The sequence below is a fragment of the Xanthomonas sp. LMG 12461 genome (assembly GCF_009192935.1).
Taxonomy (GTDB): domain Bacteria; phylum Pseudomonadota; class Gammaproteobacteria; order Xanthomonadales; family Xanthomonadaceae; genus Xanthomonas_A; species Xanthomonas_A sontii.
Window position 1 is genome coordinate 1 of record NZ_NQYT01000074.1, and the last position, 17,132, is coordinate 17,132.

Consider the following 17,132-nt stretch of genomic DNA (forward strand, 5'->3'; position numbering starts at 1 on the left):
GCCGGCGCGACCGCTGCTGGACCTGTTGATCGAGCAGAACCGCTACCTGCTGAGCCAGGAACATCCACCGTCGCCGCAGCGGCAGGCGGCGCTGGCCGAGCTCGAGCGCCGCGTGGCCAAGGTCCGCGGCAGTGGCGAGGTCGCGCGCAGCGATTCGCCATTGGACGTACCTGCCACCTATTGGCGCGCGATCGAACAGGTCGATCCGGTCGCCGACGTCCGCGCGCTCGGGCCGATGCCGGTGCTGTGGCTGCAGGGCGAGCGCGATTTCCAGGTCACCGCGCCGGACTGGCAACGGTGGCAACAGGCGCTGGCCGATGATCCGCATGCCACCCTGCACCGCTACGACGCGCTGAACCACCTGGGCATCGCCGGCAGCGGCGCCCCCGGACCGGCCGAGTACGCCACGCCCGGCCACGTCGACCCGGCCCTGATCGCCGATGTCGCCGCCTGGGTGCGCGCCCTGCCCGCCAGCCACGGCGCCACACCATGAGCCGGCTGCGATCCACGTCACCCTCCCCGGCACGGCGGTATCCGGTGGCGCCGGCGCATCGCCTGGGCCTGGCCTTGTGGCTGTGGCTGCCGCTGCTGCTCGTCGCCGCCGTGATCGGTGGCTTCGCGCTGCATGCCGCGCGGCCTGGTGCGCTGTGGTGGCATTTCGGGCTGCTGGCGCTGATCGGCGTGGCCGGCACCGCCACCTTCGCGCGGCAGCGCGTGCTGCTGCACGAGGGCCTGGTGGACGTGCGTGCGACGTTCCTGACCAAGCGCGTACCGCTGGCCGCGCTGCGCCTGGGGGACGCGCGCGTGATCGCGCTGTCCGAGCACACCGGCTTCAAGCCGGCCTTGAAGCTGCTCGGTTTCGGCTACCGCGGTTTCCATGCCGGCCACTACCGCACCCGCGACGGGGACAAGGCGTTCTGCCTGATCACCAGCGATCGCGTCCTGGCCGTTCCGCTGCACGCCGGCGGCTGGCTGCTGCTCAGCGTCGAACACCCCAGGCAGGTGCTGCAGGAATGGCAGACACTCGCGGCGCAAGCACACTGCGGCGAAGACACGCGCGGCACGGCGCGCCGCATGGCCTGAGTCCGGCGGGCCTCGCCGCGTCGGTCGCTGCTGCGACCGGCCGCGCAGGGCACGACATGCTGCGCGGTGCGGCAAGGTCTCGCCGCGCGACGCGCCCGATCCGTGGAGCACACCGCGTCGAGCGTTCTGGCGTACGCGAAGCGATATATGCTGGAACACCAGCCACGCGCGTCCTCGTCGCCAGCCGCGCGCGTCGCGACGACGGCGACGACGCCGCCTCCACATGACGCCTCAAGGATCGGTCCGATGGACCACACCGCGCCCCGCGAGACTCCCGCCACCGCACCGGCGCTGCCGCCGACGCTGTCGGCGCGGCTGCACGGCCTGCACTGGCACCGCAATCTGGTCGGCGAAGCAGGCGCCATGGTCTATCGGCTCGGCGGCACCGGCACGCCGGACCTGTACCTCAAGCGCGGCACCGGCGCCTCGCACGACGACGTGGTAGACGAGTTCGCGCGGCTGCACTGGCTGCGCGGAACGGGCTGCGTGCCGCGCGTGCTGCATTTCGAGGCCGACGCCGCCGGCGCCTGGCTGCTGAGCGAAGCGCTGCCGGGCAGGACCGCCTACCAATGGCTGCAGGACGCGCCCGCGCAGGCGCAACGCATCGCACAGGCGCTGGCCGAGTTCCTGCGCCGCTTCCACGCCACGCCGATCGATACCTGTCCGTTCGACGCCACTCACCCGCTGCGCCTGGCCGCTGCGCAACGCCGGCTGCAGGCGGGCCTGGTCGACACCGAGGACTTCAACGAGGCGCGTGCCGGCTGGTCGGCGGAGGCGGTGTGGCAGGCGATGACCGCGCTGCTGCCGCTGGCCAGCGAGCGCGTGCTGTGCCACGGCGACTACTCGCTGGACAACATCCTGCTCGATGCGCCAGACCACGTGGTCGGCGTGATCGACCTCGGCCGCGCCGGCGTCGCCGACCCGTACCAGGACCTGGCGATCCTGGCCAGTTGCCTGGACGAATTCGACCCGGCGCTCGCCGATCGCTTCTTCGCCGCGTACGGCATCGCCACGCCGGACCTCACGCGGCTGCAGTTCCACCAGTTGCTCGACGAGTTCTTCTGAGCCGCGTCTGCCGCGTCGTGTGCAACGCGGCAGGATCGCCCCACGACTGGCCGCCCGCGCTGCTTGGCCCTACCCTGTGCCGATGCGCACCGTCCCCAGCCTGCTGCTCAACACCGAGACCATCGAACTGCTACCGGCCGCGCGACTGCGCGCGCGCAGCAACGCCGACGCGCGCCAGCTCACGCAGGCGACCTGGCTGCTGCGGCGCAAGCACGACGGGCGCTACCTGGCGACCGCGAACGCACACGGACTGCACGCGCTGGTGCCGCGACTGATGCACGAACCCGGCATCGACGCGGCCCTGGATCGGCTCGACGCGCTGCCCGCACGCGGCACGATGGCGGCTGATGAGACCTGGTTGCCGCTGCACGCGCTGCAGGAGCAACTGGACCAGTTGGGCCTGGCCGCCGACGCCTACGCGCAACGCACCGGCCTGCCGCTGCAGCCGGAACCGGCCACCCTGCACGCGGCCGGCAACGACCGCTACCGACGCCCGCTGTGGCTGAGCGCCGGCGCCGCACGCGCCTGGCACGCGCTGCGCCATGCCGCCGCGCGCGATGGCGTGGTGCTGGAGGCGATCTCCGGCTATCGCAGCCACGCGTATCAACTGGGCATCTTCGCGCGCAAGTTCGCCCGCGGGCAGAATCTCGAGCAGATCCTCGCGGTCAATGCCGCGCCGGGGTTCAGCGAGCACCACAGCGGGCACGCCCTGGACATCGGCACACCCGGCGAGCCGCCGGCCGAGGAAAGTTTCGAGCGCACGCCGGCCTTCGCCTGGCTGCACGACCACGCCGGCGCCTTCGGCTACCGCATGAGCTATCCGCGCGACAACCCGCATGGCATCGTCTACGAACCCTGGCACTGGTGCTGGCAGGAGGCCGCTTGCGCATGACCCGTTCCGATACCCGCCGGCCGCGCGCCGGCACCGCCGCCTGGCGGGCCTTGACCCTGCTGGCCCTGGCCCTGCCCACCTGCGCCGCCGCGCAATGGCACGACCGGCAGGGCCAGGCGCTGCCGGACAGCGCCGAGCGCGGCCACGACAAGGCCTTCGCCGCCGCACTGCAGATCGCCGACGACGCCGACTTCAGCGCGTTCGCGCAGGAGTGGGGGCAGACCGAGGCCGCGCATGCGCCGAACCTGCGCACGATCGCGCGCGTGCAGCGCGGCCAGTTGCTGCGCGTGGCGCTGCTGTACTCCGGCTGCGCGCCCAGCCCCAACAACGGTGGCGCCTGCGATGCGCAGATGAGCCTGCGCGTGCTCGGCCCCGACGGCGGCACCACGCTGCAGGACCCAATGCGGCCCCTGGGCATGGGCGGCCCACCGGCCGCCGCCGGCCTGCTGGAACTGGCGCCGCTGTCGGTGCAACTGCGTTTCGAGGACAGCGACCCGCTCGGCACCTACACCGTGCAGGTCACGGTCAACGATCCCAGCCAGGACGCGTGGGTGCGGCTGCAGACGCGGATCGAGTTGGTGGCCGCCCCCTGAGCGACCCACTGCCCCATCGGCTCCAAGGACAGCGTCGTTGATGGACGAGCACATCGATCATAGCCGCCGTGCCGCCTGCGCCACGCTGCTCGGCGCGGGCACCGCCCTGGCGCTGCCGGGATGCGGCCGCAGCGCCCCGGATCCACTGGAGGTCGGCGACATCGCCGCCATCGACCGGACCCGCGTCGCACGTATCGCGCAACCGCGCAGCACCGCGGAGGTGGCCGCCCTGCTGCGCGACAGCAACGGCACGGTGTCGGTTGGGGGCGCGTGCTACAGCATGGGCGGCCAGGTCAGTGCCGCCGATTCGCTGCATCTGGATCTGCGCAGCCTGGTCGGCGTGGTGCGGCTGGATCGGGAAGCGCAGCGGATCCGCGTGCGCAGCGGCATGCGCTGGCGCGATGTGCAGGACCGGATCGATCCGCACGATCTTTCGATTGCGGTGATGCAGAGCTACAGCAACTTCAGCGTCGGTGGCTCGATCTCGGTCAATTGCCACGGCCGCTACCTGCACGCCGGCCCGATCGCGCACACGGTGCAGGCACTGCAACTGGTCGATGCGCAAGGCAACGTGCACGAACTCGATCGCCAGCGTGAACCGGCGCTGTTCGCCGCGGCGATCGGCGGCTACGGCGGGCTCGGCGTGATCACCGAGGCCGAGCTGTCGCTGGCCCACAACGATGTACTCGAACGCCACGTCCAGCAGCTACCACTGGCCGACTACCCGGCCTTCTTCGCCGAACGCATCGCCGGCGATCCGCTGGCGGTCATGCACAACGCCGATCTGATGCCACCACGCTTCGACCGGCCACTGGCGGTGACCTGGCGACGCAGCACCGCGACACCGACCGAGCCCCGCCGGTTGCTGCCCCGCGGGCAGGACTACGCGCGCGAACAGACCATGATCTGGGCTGCCTCGGAGCTACCGATAGGCCCGTGGCTGCGCGAGCGCTATCAGACCGAACCGCTGCTGCACACACCAGCGGTCATGCGCCGCAACTGCCAGGCCAGCCTGGATGCGAATGCGCTGGAACCGCGCACCCGGCGGCTATCCACCTTCCTGCTGCAGGAATACTTCGTGCCGGTGTCCGCATTCGCCGCATTCGCGCAGGAAATGGCCGCGATCCTGCGTCGCCACGCGGTCACTGCGCTCAACGTGTCCATCCGCCACTCGCCCGCCGATACGGTGGCGTTGCTGCGCTGGGCGACGCAACCGGTGTTCTCGTTCGTGCTGTACCACAAGCAGCGCAGCGGAATGGCCGCGGACCGCGCCTCGGCGATATGGACGCGGCAGCTGATCGATGCCGCACTGGCACACGGCGGCCGCTACTACCTGCCATACCGTCTGCATGCCAGCACACGCCAGTTCGCCGCGGCCTATCCGGAGGCAGCGGCGTTCGCGCGGATCAAGCGTCAGGTGGACCCAGAGGGACGTTTCCGCAACCATCTGTGGGACAAGTACCTGCCGCGCGCGTAGCCCGGTACGCGCGCCCGACACTGCCAGGGCCGGGACGGCATGCGGCGAATTGCCGGCCTCAGCGCCGCAACGCGTCCACCGCCCACAGCAGCCAGCCCAGCATCAGCGTGGTGCCACCGATCGGCGCCAGACGCGTCGGCCACTGCGCCAGCGCGTTGCCGGCCAGGCTGCCGGAGAACAGCACGGTGCCGAGCAGCAACAGGCACAGCGCCAGGCGCCCGAGCAGTCGCTCGCTGCGGCGTCCCAGCGCCGCCAGCGCCACGCCGTGGCCGAAGGCGTACAGCGCCGCGGTCTGCAGGTGCGATTGCGCCAGGGGCTCGGCCACGCCGTGCGAAGCATAGGCGGACAGGCCGATGGACACGGCCGCCAGCAGCGCGCCGGCACTGCACAGCCAGAACGGCCCGCGCGTACGGCGATCGAACGTCAGCATGAGGGTTTCCTCCGGGAGCGCGGCAGCGTTTGCCGGCCCCATAAACAGAACGCGCCGCAAGATGCGGCGCGTTCCGGTTCACTCGTCCACCAGGGCAGGACTTACTTGATCGCCCAGTAGATGTCGTAGGTGCCTTCCGGCGTGAACGACTTGTCCACCCCGCCCTTCCAGGCTTCGTACGGACGGTCGGTCACGTCGTAGCCGCTGGTCGCGGCCCAGGCGCGCAGCGCATTGCGCGCCGCATCCAGACCCGCCATGTGGCCGGTGTAGCTGGCGAAGGCGGAGCGGTGTGCTTCGGTACGCAGGTAGGTGACCGGGGCGCCCTGCGGGATGGTCACCTTCAGCGGCTCGCCGGAGGCGGCAACCGGGGTGGCATCGACCGGCGCGGCGGCCACGTCGTCCTTCTTGTCGTCCTTCTTCTCATCCTTCTTGGCGTCGTCCTTCGGCGCGCCACCGGCACGCTTGCGGACCGGCTGGGCGACGTCGAACGCGTACTTGTCCGAGCCGAAGTCGGTGGTGACGATGCGCACCGGACCGGCCGCTTCCAGGCCGTTGGCGTCCATCACCCGCTTGATCCACTCCTGGTTGTCCTTGATGGACTTCTTGATGGAGTCGTTGTCGCGGTCGATGTTGCCGGCGTTGACCACCAGCAGGTCCTCGGCCGGGACGTCGACGACCTTCAGGTCCTTCAGCGGGGTGTCGTCGGAGCGGTAGTCCACGTTCGGCACGGTGGCCAGCACGTTGCTCAGGCGCGACAGACCTAGCTTGATGTCGTCGCCGACATGGCGGCTGACGTACAGGCCGGCGTAACGACCCAGCAGGTCCCAACCGTACTTGACGGTGTAGTCCTGGGTGATCTTCACGTTGCGGCCGTTCTTGCCGGTCGACTCGAGCTTGAAGGTGGTGGTCTTGTCCTTGCCCTTGGTCTCGTCCTCGATGGCGATGACCACGTCCTTGTTCTTCTCGGTCGAGGTGATGGTCCAGCTACCCTTGCCGATGTAGCCCTCCTTGGAGCTGTAGTCCAGGCGCGCGCCGACACCGGATTCCGGGCCGGAGAGCTTCAGCTCGATGCGCGGGTCGCGCAGCACCAGGGGGTTCCAGTCCTTGAACCGACGCAGGCTGTTGACCGTGTCATAGACGATGGTCATGCGCCGATTGGTCTCGACGCTTTCGGACATGTGACGCTCCGAGGGCAGCACCACGCCGACAATGACGAACAGGCCAGCCACGATCCCCAGGGCGATCAGGAACTCGATAATACGGGTCATTCAGGAGGTCTCCGGGGCCGATCCCACGGCCGGGTTGATGAAGCGAAGCGCCCATCCTAGCAGGCTTCGCTGTCCGTGGTCAGCACATCACGGAATGCCGCTTCGCCCCGCGCCGCAACGGCCTTGCGCGTTGCCGGCAGCGCCGGTGCGCGCGACGCTGGGGACGACCAGACCATTGTCCCGGCGACGGCGGCGGACAGGCCGACGCACTCAGGACCTGCCCGCATCGAATCGAGCAACGGCGGCACTCTCGGACAGCCGGACGTGTCCGGGCCACGCCTAGCCGAGGCCAGACCACTTGCCTGCGTGCGACAGGCGCGACAACGCCATGCCTGCACGGTTTGCATGGCCTCCGGTGACACGGGACCCGGCCGGCGTGCGCGCGACCCGCCTCCGCCGGCAGTCATCCTGTCTCGTTCAGACCACCTGCGGCGCCGGGCGGGGGCATCCTGCTCGGTCAGACCAACTGCAGCTCGAACGCCTTCAGCACCGCACGGGTCCGGTCGCGCACGCCGAGCTTGGAGAGAATGTTGGAGACGTGGTTCTTGATCGTGCCCTCGGCCACGCCCAGCGAGTTGGCGATCTCCTTGTTGGAGAAGCCGCTGGCCATCAGCCGTAGGATCTCGGTCTCACGGTCGGTCAGCGGGTCGGGCCGGTCAAGGCTGACGAAGTCGTTGCGCATATGCTCCAGGCCGGACAGCAGGCGCTGGGTCACCGCCGGCTGCACCAGCGAGCCGCCGGCGGCCACGGTGCGGATCGCGCCGACCAGTTGCTCCAGCGACACGTCCTTGAGCAGATAGCCCTTGGCCCCGGCCTTGAGCCCGGCCAGCACCAACTGGTCGTCGTCGAAGGTGGTCAGGATGATGGTCGGCGGCAGCGCGGCGGCGCGCGACAGCGTCTGCAGCGCCTCCAGCCCGGACATCGACGGCATGCGCATGTCCATCAGCACCACGTCGGGCAGCACCTGCGGGATCAACTCCACCGCCTGGCGGCCATCGCTGGCCTCGGCCACCACCTCGATGCCGCCGTCCAGCGCCAGCAGCGAGCGGATGCCCTGCCGCACCAGGGTTTGATCGTCGACCAGACACACACGGATCATCACAACACTCCTTGGGGAACGGCGGGCGGCAGCAGGGTGGCGGCGCCGGGAACGGCGGCGCGCAGGCGGAAGCCGGCGCCCGGCGCGGCCGCCACGTCCAGGCTGCCGCCGTACTGGCTCAGGCGCTCGCGCATGCCGCGCAGGCCGTTGCCGGGGGCCAGGGTCTCGCAACCGCGGCCGTCGTCGCGCGCCTGGATCACCACCTGCGGGCCGTCGCGGCGCACCTCGATCCACAGATTGTCGGCCTGGGCGTGGCGCACCGCGTTGGTGATGATCTCCTGGGTGCAGCGCAGCAACACGTGCGCACGCTCGGGATCCTCCACGGTCAGCGGCTCCTCCACCTGCAGATGGATCTGCAGCGACGGCACCCGCTCGGCCAGCGGCCGCAGCGCCGCCGCCAGGTCGATCGCGCCGCTGTCGCGCAACTGGCTGACCGCCTCGCGCACGTCGGTCAGCAGCAGCTTGGCCAGGGTATGCGCCTGCTGCACGTGCTCCTGCGCGCGGCCCTCGGTGATGTGGCCGGCCACTTCCAGGTTCAGGCTCAGCGCGGTCAGGTGGTGGCCGAGCAGGTCGTGCAGTTCGCGCGAGATCCGCGTGCGCTCGTTGACCCGGGCGCTCTCGGCCAGCAGCGCACGGGTGGCGCGCAACTCGGCGTTGAGCTGGCGCTGCTCCTCCCGCGCCTGGGTCTGCTGGCGCGCGACCAGGCTGGTGACGAAAATGAACATGGAAAAGCCGCCGTACAGCAGCGACTGCATCAGCGCCTCGAATGGCGGGAAGCCGATGGTCAGGTACACCGGCAGCACCGCCAGCTGGCTCAGCAGCAGCCAGGCCACGCCGGCGCGCACCGGCAGCAGCCAGGGGATCACCCCGGCCGCGACCATCATCAGGATGCTGCCCAGCCCCGAGCGGTGCAGGTAGCCGACCGCCAGGGCGCAGATGGTCAGCAGCACCAGCATGCCGCGGTCGTACCAGCGTACGCCGTCGCCGCTGTGCAGGCGCCGGGTCAGCAGGAAATAGACCACGCCGAAGCCCAGGTAGCTGGCCAGCAGCAGCCACACCTCGCCGCTGGGCATCCGCCCCGATTCCTCGACCGGCTCCCAGTACAGGTACAGCAACGGCATGCAGATGACGGCCCAGGTGAACAGGCCGGCATAGCGCAGGACGCGGGTATGGCTGAGATATCCCAACATGCAGCCATCTTAGGATGAACGGCGCGCATTGCACTCCCACGGAAGTCATGCCGGCGCGGCTCGCCGCCCCGGGTCGCGCGTGCGATAATCCGCCCCTGCGGTCCGCACGGGGCCGCGCGCGCATCAGCAATGGAGTCTCAATGTCGATCGTCATCCGCGACGTGCGCGAGCACGAGCTCGATTCGGTCCTGGCCCTGAACAACAACGCCGGACTGGCGATCCTGCCGCTGGATTCGGCCAAGCTGCACCGCTTCTACGAAACCGCAGAGTACTTCCGCGTCGCCGAGCGCGACGGCAACCTGGCCGGCTTCCTGGTCGGCTTCGGCAGCGACAGCGACCACGACAGCAGCAACTTCGCCTGGTTCCGCGAGCGCTACCCGCAGTTTTTCTATATCGACCGCATCGTGGTGGCCAGCCGCCGCCGCGGCGGCGGCGTCGGCCGGGCGTTCTACGCCGACGTGCAGAGCTACGCCGAGTTGCGCTACCCGCAACTGGCGTGCGAGGTTTTCCTGGATCACGGCGCCGATGCGGCGCTGCTGTTCCATGGCAGCTTCGGTTTCCGCGAAGTGGGCCAGAACACGATGAACGAAGTGGAGGTGCGTGCGAGCATGCTGTTGAAGGATCTGTGCAGTTACGCCTGGGTGCGCGAAACCTACGGCGACACCCTGCCCGACCTGCCCTGGGCCGGCCACGCCCATCGTCTGCAGCGGGCGCAGCGCCCGACCGGGACCTGAGCGTGTCGTCGGTGAATCTGGACTTCGAGCAGGCCGGCGAACTGAAGATCGGCCAGGTCGGCATCGCCAACCTGCGCGTGCGCACGCTGGACGTGGCGCGGCTGAGCCAGGAGATGCGCGAGCGCGTGCAGCGCGCGCCCAAGCTGTTCGGCCGGGCCGCGGTGATCATCGATTTCGGCGGGCTGGCACAGACCCCTGACGTGGCCACCGCGCAGGCGCTGCTGGACGGGCTGCGCGACGCCGGCGTGCTGCCGGTGGCGCTGGCCTACGGCACCCGCGAGATCGAGGAGCTGTCGGTGGCGCTGGGGCTGCCGCTGCTGGCCAAGTTCCGCGCACAGTACGAGCGCTTCGATGGCGGCGCGCCCGCTGCGGCGGCGGCACCGGTCTCGCCGCCGCCCCCGCCTCCGCCGCCGCCCGCTCCGGCGGCACGGCCGCAACCCGGGCGCATGCAGAAGAGCGCGGTGCGCTCCGGGCAACAGCTGTATGCGGAGAACTGCGACCTGACCGTAGTGGCCACCGTCGGCGCCGGCGCCGAGGTGATCTCCGACGGCAGCATCCACATCTACGGCACGCTGCGCGGCCGTGCGCTGGCCGGCGCCCAGGGCAACACCGAGGCGCGGATCTTCTGCCGCGACTTCCACGCCGAACTGGTCGCCATTGCCGGCCACTACAAGGTGCTGGACGATATTCCCAAGGAACTGCGTGGCAAGGCCGTCCAGGTCTGGCTGGAGCAGGACCAGATCATGATCGCCGCGCAAGACTGACGCGGCCCAACCTCGAACGTATCAGGAGATAGTCCTTTGGCTGAAATTATCGTTGTCACCTCCGGCAAGGGCGGCGTCGGCAAGACCACCACCAGCGCGAGCCTGGCCTGCGGGCTGGCGCGACGCGGCAAGAAGGTCGCCGTGATCGACTTCGACGTGGGCCTGCGCAACCTCGACCTGATCATGGGCTGCGAGCGCCGCGTGGTGTACGACTTCGTCAACGTGGTGCACAACGAAGCCACGCTGAAGCAGGCGCTGATCAAGGACAAGCGCTTCGACAACCTGTTCGTGCTGGCCGCCTCGCAGACCCGCGACAAGGACGCGCTGACCCAGGAAGGCGTGGAGAAGGTGCTCAAGGACCTGGCCGCCGACGGCTTCGACTACATCGTCTGCGATTCGCCGGCCGGCATCGAGAAGGGCGCGTTCCTGGCGATGTACTTCGCCGACCGCGCGGTGGTGGTGGTCAACCCGGAAGTGTCCTCGGTGCGCGACTCCGACCGCATCCTCGGCCTGCTCGACTCCAAGACCCACAAGGCCGAGAGCGGCAAGAGCCTGCCCGCGTTCCTGCTGCTGACCCGCTACAGCCCGGCGCGCGTGGAAACCGGCGAGATGCTTAGCATCGGCGACGTGGAGGAAGTGCTCGGCCTGAAGGCGATCGGCGTGATTCCCGAATCCGGCGACGTGCTCAACGCCTCCAACAAGGGCGAGCCGGTGATCCTGGACGCCGAATCCCCGGCCGGCCAGGCCTACGAGGACGCCGTGGCGCGCATTCTCGGCGAGGAACGTCCGATGCGTTTCATCTCCGTGGAGAAGAAGGGCTTCTTCACCAAGTTGTTCGGAGGGTGAGCATGGGACTATTCGATTTCCTCAAGACCAAGAAGAACACCGCCGAAACCGCGAAGAACCGCCTGCAGATCATCATCGCGCAGGAACGCAGCCAGCGCGGCGGCCCGGACTATCTGCCGCTGCTGCAGCGCGAACTGCTGGAAGTGATCAAGAAGTACGTCAACATCGACGCCGACGCGGTCAAGGTGGACCTGGTCAAGGACGGCGAGCACGACGTGCTCGACATCTCCGTCGCCCTGCCGGAAGGGCCGACGCCCTGAGGCCGCGCGTCGGCCGTGGCAGCCGCCGCGGCTGACGCGTCGATCCGGGCCGGCGCCGCGACGCGCTGTGCCTGCCGTGATCGGGCGCGCCCGCCGCGCCTTTTCCATCCCGACGACCTCCACACGATGCAGACCGATACCGCCCTCCCCGCCGCCGCCCAGGTGCTGACCGTGGGCGCCATCGGCCTGGACGCGCCGCGTGCGCTGCTGGCCGGCTACGGGCTGACCCTGCACCGCGTCGCCGACGGCGCCGCCATTCCCGGCAGCTACTGGGGCGAGCCGGAGGCGGGGGTGATCGCCAGCGACGTCTATGTGCGCGACGACACGCCGGTGCATTCGCTGCTGCACGAAGCCTGCCACCTGATCGTGCTGCCGCCGCAGCGGCGCGCGCAGGTGCATACCGACGCCACCGACTCGGTGGAAGAAGAAGACGCCACCTGCTACCTGCAGATCGTGCTGGCTGACGCCCTGCCCGGCGTGGGCCGTGCGCGGCTGATGGCGGACATGGACGCCTGGGGCTACACCTACCGGCTGGGCTCCACCCGCGCCTGGTTCGAACAGGACGCCGACGACGCGCGCGCCTGGCTGGCGCAACGCGGGCTGCTGCCGGCGCAAGCCTAGCCCGTCGTCCTTACGACGCGGGCGACGGCGGCGACGCGCCGGGGCGCTTCAGCGCGCTGCTCAGGTCCAGCGTCGCGCGGGTGCCGCTGCCGGCCAGCGAATCCAGGTGCAGCGCCCAGCCCAGGTGCTCGCACAGCCGCGCGATCAGGTCAAGGCCGATACCGCTGCCCTCGCGGCTGCCGCCGCCGCGCGCCATGCGCATGTAGATCGCGCTGATCTCTTCCGGGCTCATGCCGTGGCCGGGATCGTCGATGCAGACCACGCCCGGCGCCAACATCGTGATCTGGATCTGCCCCTTGTCGCTGTTCTCGATGGCGTTGCGCAGCAGGTTACCGATGGCGACCTGCAGGATCGCCAGCGGCGTCTCCACCTCGCACGGCGGCATCGGCGCCAGGGCCAGCTCCAGGCGCTTATCCGCGCACAGGTGGCGGTGGTCTTCGACGATCTCCGGCAGCAACTGGTCCAGCCGCACCAGGTCGCTGCCACGCGCCATCCGCGCCGGATCCTTGGCCAGCACCAGCAGCAGCGAGATCAACTGGCCGACACCGTTGGCGGTGCGGCGGATGCGCAGCAACTGGTTGCGCACGCTGGGCGGTACGTCGTGCTGCTCCAGCGCCAGCTCGGCGGCGCCGCCGATCACCGCCACCGGCGTGCGCAGTTCGTGGCTGGTGCTGTCGATGAAGGCGCGCTCGCGCTCCACGAACAGGTCGTTGCGCGCCAGGTAGTCGTTCAGCGCTTCGGCGATCACCACCTGCTCGGCGCTGGCGCGCGGATGCACCTCGATGCGCTGCCCGGGCCGGTCCGGGCGCAGGCTGCCGATGCGCTGGGCCATGTCGATCAGCGGCTGCACCACCCGGCCCATGCCCCAGGCCACCAGCGCGCCGAGCAGCAGCACCGCCACCGCGTTGGACACCAGCATCCACAGCGCCAGGTTGTCCTCATGGTCGTGCAGTTCGGTGATGTCCAGCGCCAGCGCCAGGCGGCGGCCGCGCACGTCCTGCACCAGCACCACCTTCTCGCTGCCTTCCAGTTGCACTTCGTCGTGCAGGCCCGGACCCAGCGCCGTCACTGCCGGCGGCAGCGGTGCGCCACCCTCGTCGCCGTACAGGCTCACGGTGCGGGTGTCGATCCAGCGATAGTCCGGGTCGGCCGCGCTGCGCGCCAGGAAGTGGTCCAGTTCGGAAGTCAGCAACGAGCGCCAGGTGAGCTGCTCGGCCTGGTCGTTGACGATGTAGCCATGCACGAACACCGCCAGCGACAGCAGCGCCGCGTAGCCCACCAGCCACAGGGTCAGCCGCTGCCGCAGCCCGGCCCTAGTCGGCATGCTCGCCCTCGTGGGGGCCGACCACCGCCAGGCGGTAGCCGATACGCGGTAGGGTGTGGATCAGCTTGGCCGCGAACGGGCCGTCGACGCTGCGGCGCAGGTCGTAGATGTGCGAGCGCAGCATGTCCCCGTCCGGCGGCTCGTCGCCCCACAGCGCCTGCTCCAGGCGATCGCGGGTGACCGCGGCCGGGCTGGCCTGCATCAGCACCTCCAGCAGCTTGCGGCAGGCCGGGTACAGGTGCAGGGTGCGCCCGCCGCGGGTCACTTCCAGCGTGGACAGGTCCAGCTGCAGGTCGCCCACGCGCAGCAGCTTGCTGCGGCCGCGGCCGCTGGCGCGCACCAGCAGCGCTTCCAGCCGCACTTCCAGTTCCGGCAGCGCGAACGGCTTGGTCAGGTAGTCGTCGGCACCGGCACGGAAGCCGGCGATCTTGTCCGGCAGCTCGTCGCGCGCGGTCAGCATGATCACCGGCACGTCGGCATGGTGTTCCTCGCGCAGCGCACGCAGCACCTGCTGCCCGTCCAGGCGCGGCAGCATCCAGTCCAGGATCAGCGCGTCGTAGCGCTGGGTGGTGGCCAGGTGCAGGCCGGTCACGCCATCGGGCGCCGCGTCCAGGGTGTGGCCGCGCACCTCGAAGTAGTCGAACAGGTTGGCGACCAGGTTCCGGTTGTCTTCTATGACCAGCAGCCGCATGGGCGCGCTCGAATTCGGGGGACGGACCTGCCCATGCTAGCGGAAGCGTGTCGGAACGCCGTCAGAACGGCCGCGCGCCTTGATCGAATCTCAATAAAACCTGGAAAGGATCCCAACACGGCGACGTCAGGCTGCCTTCCGCGCCGGCCGCCGGTACGCGTGGCCCGGCGCTTGCATCAGTGCGGCGGTGCGCAACCTTCGCTGAAGCCCTGGCCCTCTCACCGACAGTTCCGACAGCTATCCGACACCGGCAACCCGACCATGCCCCCACTTTCCCGCCGTCCCTGGCCGCTTTCGTCGACCATGATCAGTACGCCCCTGCGATTGTCCGCTGCGGCGGCGCCCCACCTCGGCGCACGCCGGCATTTCTATTTGTTCCACCTCTGGATGCCGCTGGCGCTGGTGCTGCTGGCCAGTGGCGTGCTGATGGGCCTGGGCGGGGATTTCTGGATCGCCGACCTGCTGTATCGCTGGGAAGGCGGGCAGTGGGCGCTGAAGGATGCGGCGCTGACCCGTAGCCTGATCCACCACGACGGCAAGATGCTGAGCGCGGCGGCATGGGCGGTGACCGCCGCGCTGGCGGTGTGGGCCTGGCGCCGTCCGGATGCCCGCCGCTACCGGCTGCCGCTGCTGTACCTGCTGCTGGCGGTGGCGCTGAGCACCGGCGTGGTGTCGCTGCTGAAGTCGGTGACCCACATGGACTGCCCCTGGGACCTGACCCGCTACGGAGGCGAGCGGATCTTCGTGGGCCTGTTCGAGACCCGCCCGGCGGGCATGCCGCGCGGGGTATGCTTCCCCGCCGGTCATTCCAGTGCCGGCTATGCCTGGGTGGGGCTGTACTTCGTCGCGCTGGCGCTCAAGCCGGCCTGGCGTTGGCCAGCGCTGGCGATCGGCCTCGGGGGAGGCCTGCTGTTCGGTCTCGGCCAACAGCTGCGCGGCGCGCATTTCATGTCGCACGACCTGTGGACGCTGGCCCTGTGCTGGGGCGTGGCACTGGGCCTGTACCGGGCGATGCTGTGGCCGCGCGCGACCCTGTCGCAGGCCGATCGACGCCCTTCCACTACCAACGATTCAGCCGTATGAGCCATTCCGTCGCCCCGCCCTCGCCGTCCACCGCCTCCCGCGCCCGCTGGTGGGCCTGGCGTCCGCAGTTGAGCAACGAGATGCTGGCGCTGGCGGCCAGCGCGTTCTTCGCCCTGGCCTGCAACGGCATGTTCTGGCGCAGCGCGATGAGCGGCCATGGCGGCGACGTGAAGCTGGCGCTGTCGCTGTTCCTGCTGCTGCTGGCGGTGCACGGCCTGCTGCTGGGCCTGCTGCTGTGGCGCGGCATCGCCAAGCCGGTGCTGACGGTGCTGCTGATCACCACCGCGTTCGCCGCGCACTACATGAACAGCTACAGCGTCTACCTGGACGCGGACATGCTGCGCAACGTGCTGGCCACCGACCACAAGGAATCGCGCGAGCTGATGACCCCGGCGCTGATCGCGCCGCTGCTGTTCTACGCGGCGCTGCCAATCCTGGTGCTGTGGCGGGTGCGGCTGATCCGGCGTTCGCCGCTGAAGGCGCTGGCGATCCGCGCCGGCTTCCTGATCGGCATGCTGGCGCTGGGCGGCGTCGCTGCGATGCTGTCGTTCCAGGACCTGTCGGCGATGATGCGCAACCATCGCGAGATCCGCTACCTGGCCACGCCGATCAATTACCTGGTCGCGCTGCGGCAGAACTTCAAGTCCGACAGCCCCACGCGCAAGGCGCCGAAGCTGCCGCTGGAACACGACGCCAAGGCCACCGCCCGTGCGCCGGGCAGCAAGCCGCGGCTGCTGGTGGTGGTGCTGGGCGAAACCGCCCGCGCGCAGAACTGGGGCCTCAACGGCTATGCGCGGCAGACCACGCCGGAGCTGGCCAAGCGCGACGTGATCAATTTCCCCGACATGCACTCCTGCGGCACCAGCACCGAGGTGTCGGTGCCGTGCATGTTCTCGCCGTTCGGCCGCCACGACTACAACGAGAGCAACATCCGCAAGCACCAGTCGCTGCTGCACGTGCTCGAGCACGCCGGCATCAGCACGCTGTGGCGCGACAACCAGTCCGGCTGCAAGGGCGTGTGCGACGGCCTGCAGATCCAGCACCTGGACGACGCCAAGGATCCGCAGCTGTGCAAGGACGGACGCTGCATGGACGAGATCCTGCTGCAGGACCTGGCCGCGCAGGTGCGCGCCAAGCCCGGCGACCGCGTGGTGGTGCTGCACCAGCTCGGCAGCCACGGCCCCAGCTACTTCGAGCGCTACCCGGCCGCGTTCCGCCGCTTCACCCCGACCTGCGACACCGCCGACCTGGGCAACTGCAGCCGCGAACTGATCACCAACGCCTACGACAATTCGCTGCTGTACACCGACCACCTGCTGGCGCGCACCATCGACGCGCTGCAGGCAATGCCCGACTACGACACGGCGATGATCTACCTCTCCGACCACGGCGAGTCGCTGGGCGAGAAGGGCCTGTACCTGCATGGCGTGCCCTACGCGATCGCGCCGCAGGAGCAGACCCACGTGCCGATGGTGATGTGGTTCTCGCCCGGCTTCGCCAGCGCGCGCGGCCTGGACCTGGCCTGCCTGCAGGCGCGGTCGCGTCGCTACGCCGACCAGGACAACCTGTTCCCGTCGGTGCTGGGCCTGATGCAGGTCAGGACCGGCGTCTACGACCATGCGCGCGACCTATTCGCGCAGTGCGCCAAACCGCAATGACCGCCGGCCCACGCGCGGGCGTGGCGTAAGCGGACGCGGCGGCGCGACCCAGAG

Annotated in this window: 18 protein-coding genes and 1 pseudogene; 13 read left to right on the plus strand and 6 right to left on the minus strand. The window is 69.9% G+C overall.

Annotated features, from left to right (window positions below; genetic code table 11):
- From CEK68_RS17980 to CEK68_RS18005, 6 genes and pseudogenes are all read left to right on the plus strand, one after another.
- A pseudogene (locus CEK68_RS17980) lies at nt 1–493 on the plus strand (hypothetical protein); the annotation flags it as partial.
- Complete coding sequence (locus CEK68_RS17985; RefSeq protein WP_226977945.1) at nt 490–1,083, plus strand: hypothetical protein; 594 nt, start codon at nt 490–492, stop codon at nt 1,081–1,083. The pseudogene CEK68_RS17980 and the gene CEK68_RS17985, both read left to right, overlap by 4 nt.
- Before the next feature lie 246 nt (nt 1,084–1,329).
- Nucleotides 1,330–2,148, plus strand: a complete 819-nt coding sequence (locus CEK68_RS17990; protein ID WP_152240195.1) for an APH(3') family aminoglycoside O-phosphotransferase — start codon at nt 1,330–1,332, stop codon at nt 2,146–2,148.
- Nucleotides 2,149–2,230: 82 nt separating this feature from the next.
- Nucleotides 2,231–3,040, plus strand: coding sequence for a D-alanyl-D-alanine carboxypeptidase family protein (locus tag CEK68_RS17995; protein ID WP_152240196.1), 810 nt, complete (start codon nt 2,231–2,233; stop codon nt 3,038–3,040).
- Nucleotides 3,037–3,633: a hypothetical protein gene (locus tag CEK68_RS18000; protein WP_152240197.1), complete on the plus strand. Its 597-nt coding sequence runs from the start codon at nt 3,037–3,039 to the stop codon at nt 3,631–3,633. The genes CEK68_RS17995 and CEK68_RS18000 overlap by 4 nt, the downstream gene beginning before the upstream one ends.
- A 40-nt stretch (nt 3,634–3,673) precedes the next feature.
- Nucleotides 3,674–5,110 carry an FAD-binding oxidoreductase gene (locus CEK68_RS18005; RefSeq protein ID WP_152240198.1) on the plus strand — a complete coding sequence of 479 codons (1,437 nt, stop codon included), beginning with the start codon at nt 3,674–3,676 and terminating at the stop codon, nt 5,108–5,110.
- 58 nt (nt 5,111–5,168) lie between these two features.
- Here CEK68_RS18005 and CEK68_RS18010 read toward each other — a convergent pair whose 3' ends face one another.
- From CEK68_RS18010 to CEK68_RS18025, 4 genes are all read right to left on the minus strand, one after another.
- On the minus strand, nt 5,169–5,540 hold the full coding sequence (locus CEK68_RS18010; protein WP_017907695.1) for a DUF423 domain-containing protein: 372 nt from the start codon (nt 5,538–5,540) through the stop codon (nt 5,169–5,171).
- Nucleotides 5,541–5,641: 101 nt separating this feature from the next.
- Nucleotides 5,642–6,808: a polyketide cyclase gene (locus CEK68_RS18015; protein ID WP_017907694.1), complete on the minus strand. Its 1,167-nt coding sequence runs from the start codon at nt 6,806–6,808 to the stop codon at nt 5,642–5,644.
- Nucleotides 6,809–7,265: 457 nt separating this feature from the next.
- Nucleotides 7,266–7,907, minus strand: coding sequence for a response regulator transcription factor (locus tag CEK68_RS18020; RefSeq protein WP_017907693.1), 642 nt, complete (start codon nt 7,905–7,907; stop codon nt 7,266–7,268).
- Nucleotides 7,907–9,097 carry a sensor histidine kinase gene (locus CEK68_RS18025; protein ID WP_152240199.1) on the minus strand — a complete coding sequence of 397 codons (1,191 nt, stop codon included), beginning with the start codon at nt 9,095–9,097 and terminating at the stop codon, nt 7,907–7,909. The genes CEK68_RS18020 and CEK68_RS18025 overlap by 1 nt, the downstream gene beginning before the upstream one ends.
- Nucleotides 9,098–9,237: 140 nt before the next feature.
- Between CEK68_RS18025 and CEK68_RS18030 the strand changes: the two genes are divergently transcribed.
- The 5 genes from CEK68_RS18030 (at nt 9,238) to CEK68_RS18050 (ending at nt 12,322) form a co-directional block, all read left to right on the plus strand.
- Nucleotides 9,238–9,831, plus strand: coding sequence for a GNAT family N-acetyltransferase (locus tag CEK68_RS18030; protein ID WP_010341204.1), 594 nt, complete (start codon nt 9,238–9,240; stop codon nt 9,829–9,831).
- 2 nt (nt 9,832–9,833) lie between these two features.
- Nucleotides 9,834–10,595 (plus strand): septum site-determining protein MinC, encoded by a 762-nt coding sequence (gene minC, locus CEK68_RS18035; RefSeq protein ID WP_148828815.1) that lies wholly within the window; start codon nt 9,834–9,836, stop codon nt 10,593–10,595.
- 36 nt (nt 10,596–10,631) lie between these two features.
- Complete coding sequence (gene minD, locus CEK68_RS18040; protein WP_010340244.1) at nt 10,632–11,441, plus strand: septum site-determining protein MinD; 810 nt, start codon at nt 10,632–10,634, stop codon at nt 11,439–11,441.
- Nucleotides 11,442–11,443: 2 nt separating this feature from the next.
- The gene (minE, locus tag CEK68_RS18045) at nt 11,444–11,701 is read left to right on the plus strand and encodes a cell division topological specificity factor MinE (protein WP_017910131.1); all 258 of its coding nucleotides are present in this window, start codon (nt 11,444–11,446) and stop codon (nt 11,699–11,701) included.
- Nucleotides 11,702–11,827: 126 nt separating this feature from the next.
- The gene (locus CEK68_RS18050; protein WP_152240200.1) at nt 11,828–12,322 is read left to right on the plus strand and encodes a hypothetical protein; all 495 of its coding nucleotides are present in this window, start codon (nt 11,828–11,830) and stop codon (nt 12,320–12,322) included.
- Nucleotides 12,323–12,332: 10 nt separating this feature from the next.
- Here CEK68_RS18050 and CEK68_RS18055 read toward each other — a convergent pair whose 3' ends face one another.
- Both CEK68_RS18055 and CEK68_RS18060 read right to left on the minus strand, forming a co-directional pair.
- The gene (locus CEK68_RS18055) at nt 12,333–13,646 is read right to left on the minus strand and encodes a HAMP domain-containing sensor histidine kinase (protein WP_152240201.1); all 1,314 of its coding nucleotides are present in this window, start codon (nt 13,644–13,646) and stop codon (nt 12,333–12,335) included.
- Complete coding sequence (locus CEK68_RS18060) at nt 13,636–14,337, minus strand: response regulator transcription factor (protein ID WP_010340248.1); 702 nt, start codon at nt 14,335–14,337, stop codon at nt 13,636–13,638. The genes CEK68_RS18055 and CEK68_RS18060 overlap by 11 nt, the downstream gene beginning before the upstream one ends.
- Nucleotides 14,338–14,640: 303 nt before the next feature.
- Here CEK68_RS18060 and CEK68_RS18065 point away from each other — a divergent pair, with 303 nt between their 5' ends.
- Nucleotides 14,641–15,420 carry a phosphatase PAP2 family protein gene (locus CEK68_RS18065; protein WP_152240202.1) on the plus strand — a complete coding sequence of 260 codons (780 nt, stop codon included), beginning with the start codon at nt 14,641–14,643 and terminating at the stop codon, nt 15,418–15,420.
- Nucleotides 15,417–17,078 carry a phosphoethanolamine--lipid A transferase gene (locus CEK68_RS18070; RefSeq protein WP_017915118.1) on the plus strand — a complete coding sequence of 554 codons (1,662 nt, stop codon included), beginning with the start codon at nt 15,417–15,419 and terminating at the stop codon, nt 17,076–17,078. Before CEK68_RS18065 ends, CEK68_RS18070 begins: the two co-directional genes overlap by 4 nt.
- Nucleotides 17,079–17,132: the final 54 nt, after the last annotated feature.

Coding starts and splice junctions, on each gene's coding strand:
- CEK68_RS17985 (WP_226977945.1), top strand. CDS start 490: ATGAGCCGGCTGCGATCCACGTCACCCTCCCCGGCACGGCGGTATCCG.
- CEK68_RS17990 (WP_152240195.1), top strand. CDS start 1,330: ATGGACCACACCGCGCCCCGCGAGACTCCCGCCACCGCACCGGCGCTG.
- CEK68_RS17995 (WP_152240196.1), top strand. CDS start 2,231: ATGCGCACCGTCCCCAGCCTGCTGCTCAACACCGAGACCATCGAACTG.
- CEK68_RS18000 (WP_152240197.1), top strand. CDS start 3,037: ATGACCCGTTCCGATACCCGCCGGCCGCGCGCCGGCACCGCCGCCTGG.
- CEK68_RS18005 (WP_152240198.1), top strand. CDS start 3,674: ATGGACGAGCACATCGATCATAGCCGCCGTGCCGCCTGCGCCACGCTG.
- CEK68_RS18010 (WP_017907695.1), bottom strand. CDS start 5,540: ATGCTGACGTTCGATCGCCGTACGCGCGGGCCGTTCTGGCTGTGCAGT.
- CEK68_RS18015 (WP_017907694.1), bottom strand. CDS start 6,808: ATGACCCGTATTATCGAGTTCCTGATCGCCCTGGGGATCGTGGCTGGC.
- CEK68_RS18020 (WP_017907693.1), bottom strand. CDS start 7,907: ATGATCCGTGTGTGTCTGGTCGACGATCAAACCCTGGTGCGGCAGGGC.
- CEK68_RS18025 (WP_152240199.1), bottom strand. CDS start 9,097: ATGTTGGGATATCTCAGCCATACCCGCGTCCTGCGCTATGCCGGCCTG.
- CEK68_RS18030 (WP_010341204.1), top strand. CDS start 9,238: ATGTCGATCGTCATCCGCGACGTGCGCGAGCACGAGCTCGATTCGGTC.
- minE (WP_017910131.1), top strand. CDS start 11,444: ATGGGACTATTCGATTTCCTCAAGACCAAGAAGAACACCGCCGAAACC.
- CEK68_RS18050 (WP_152240200.1), top strand. CDS start 11,828: ATGCAGACCGATACCGCCCTCCCCGCCGCCGCCCAGGTGCTGACCGTG.
- CEK68_RS18055 (WP_152240201.1), bottom strand. CDS start 13,646: ATGCCGACTAGGGCCGGGCTGCGGCAGCGGCTGACCCTGTGGCTGGTG.
- CEK68_RS18060 (WP_010340248.1), bottom strand. CDS start 14,337: ATGCGGCTGCTGGTCATAGAAGACAACCGGAACCTGGTCGCCAACCTG.
- CEK68_RS18065 (WP_152240202.1), top strand. CDS start 14,641: ATGATCAGTACGCCCCTGCGATTGTCCGCTGCGGCGGCGCCCCACCTC.
- CEK68_RS18070 (WP_017915118.1), top strand. CDS start 15,417: ATGAGCCATTCCGTCGCCCCGCCCTCGCCGTCCACCGCCTCCCGCGCC.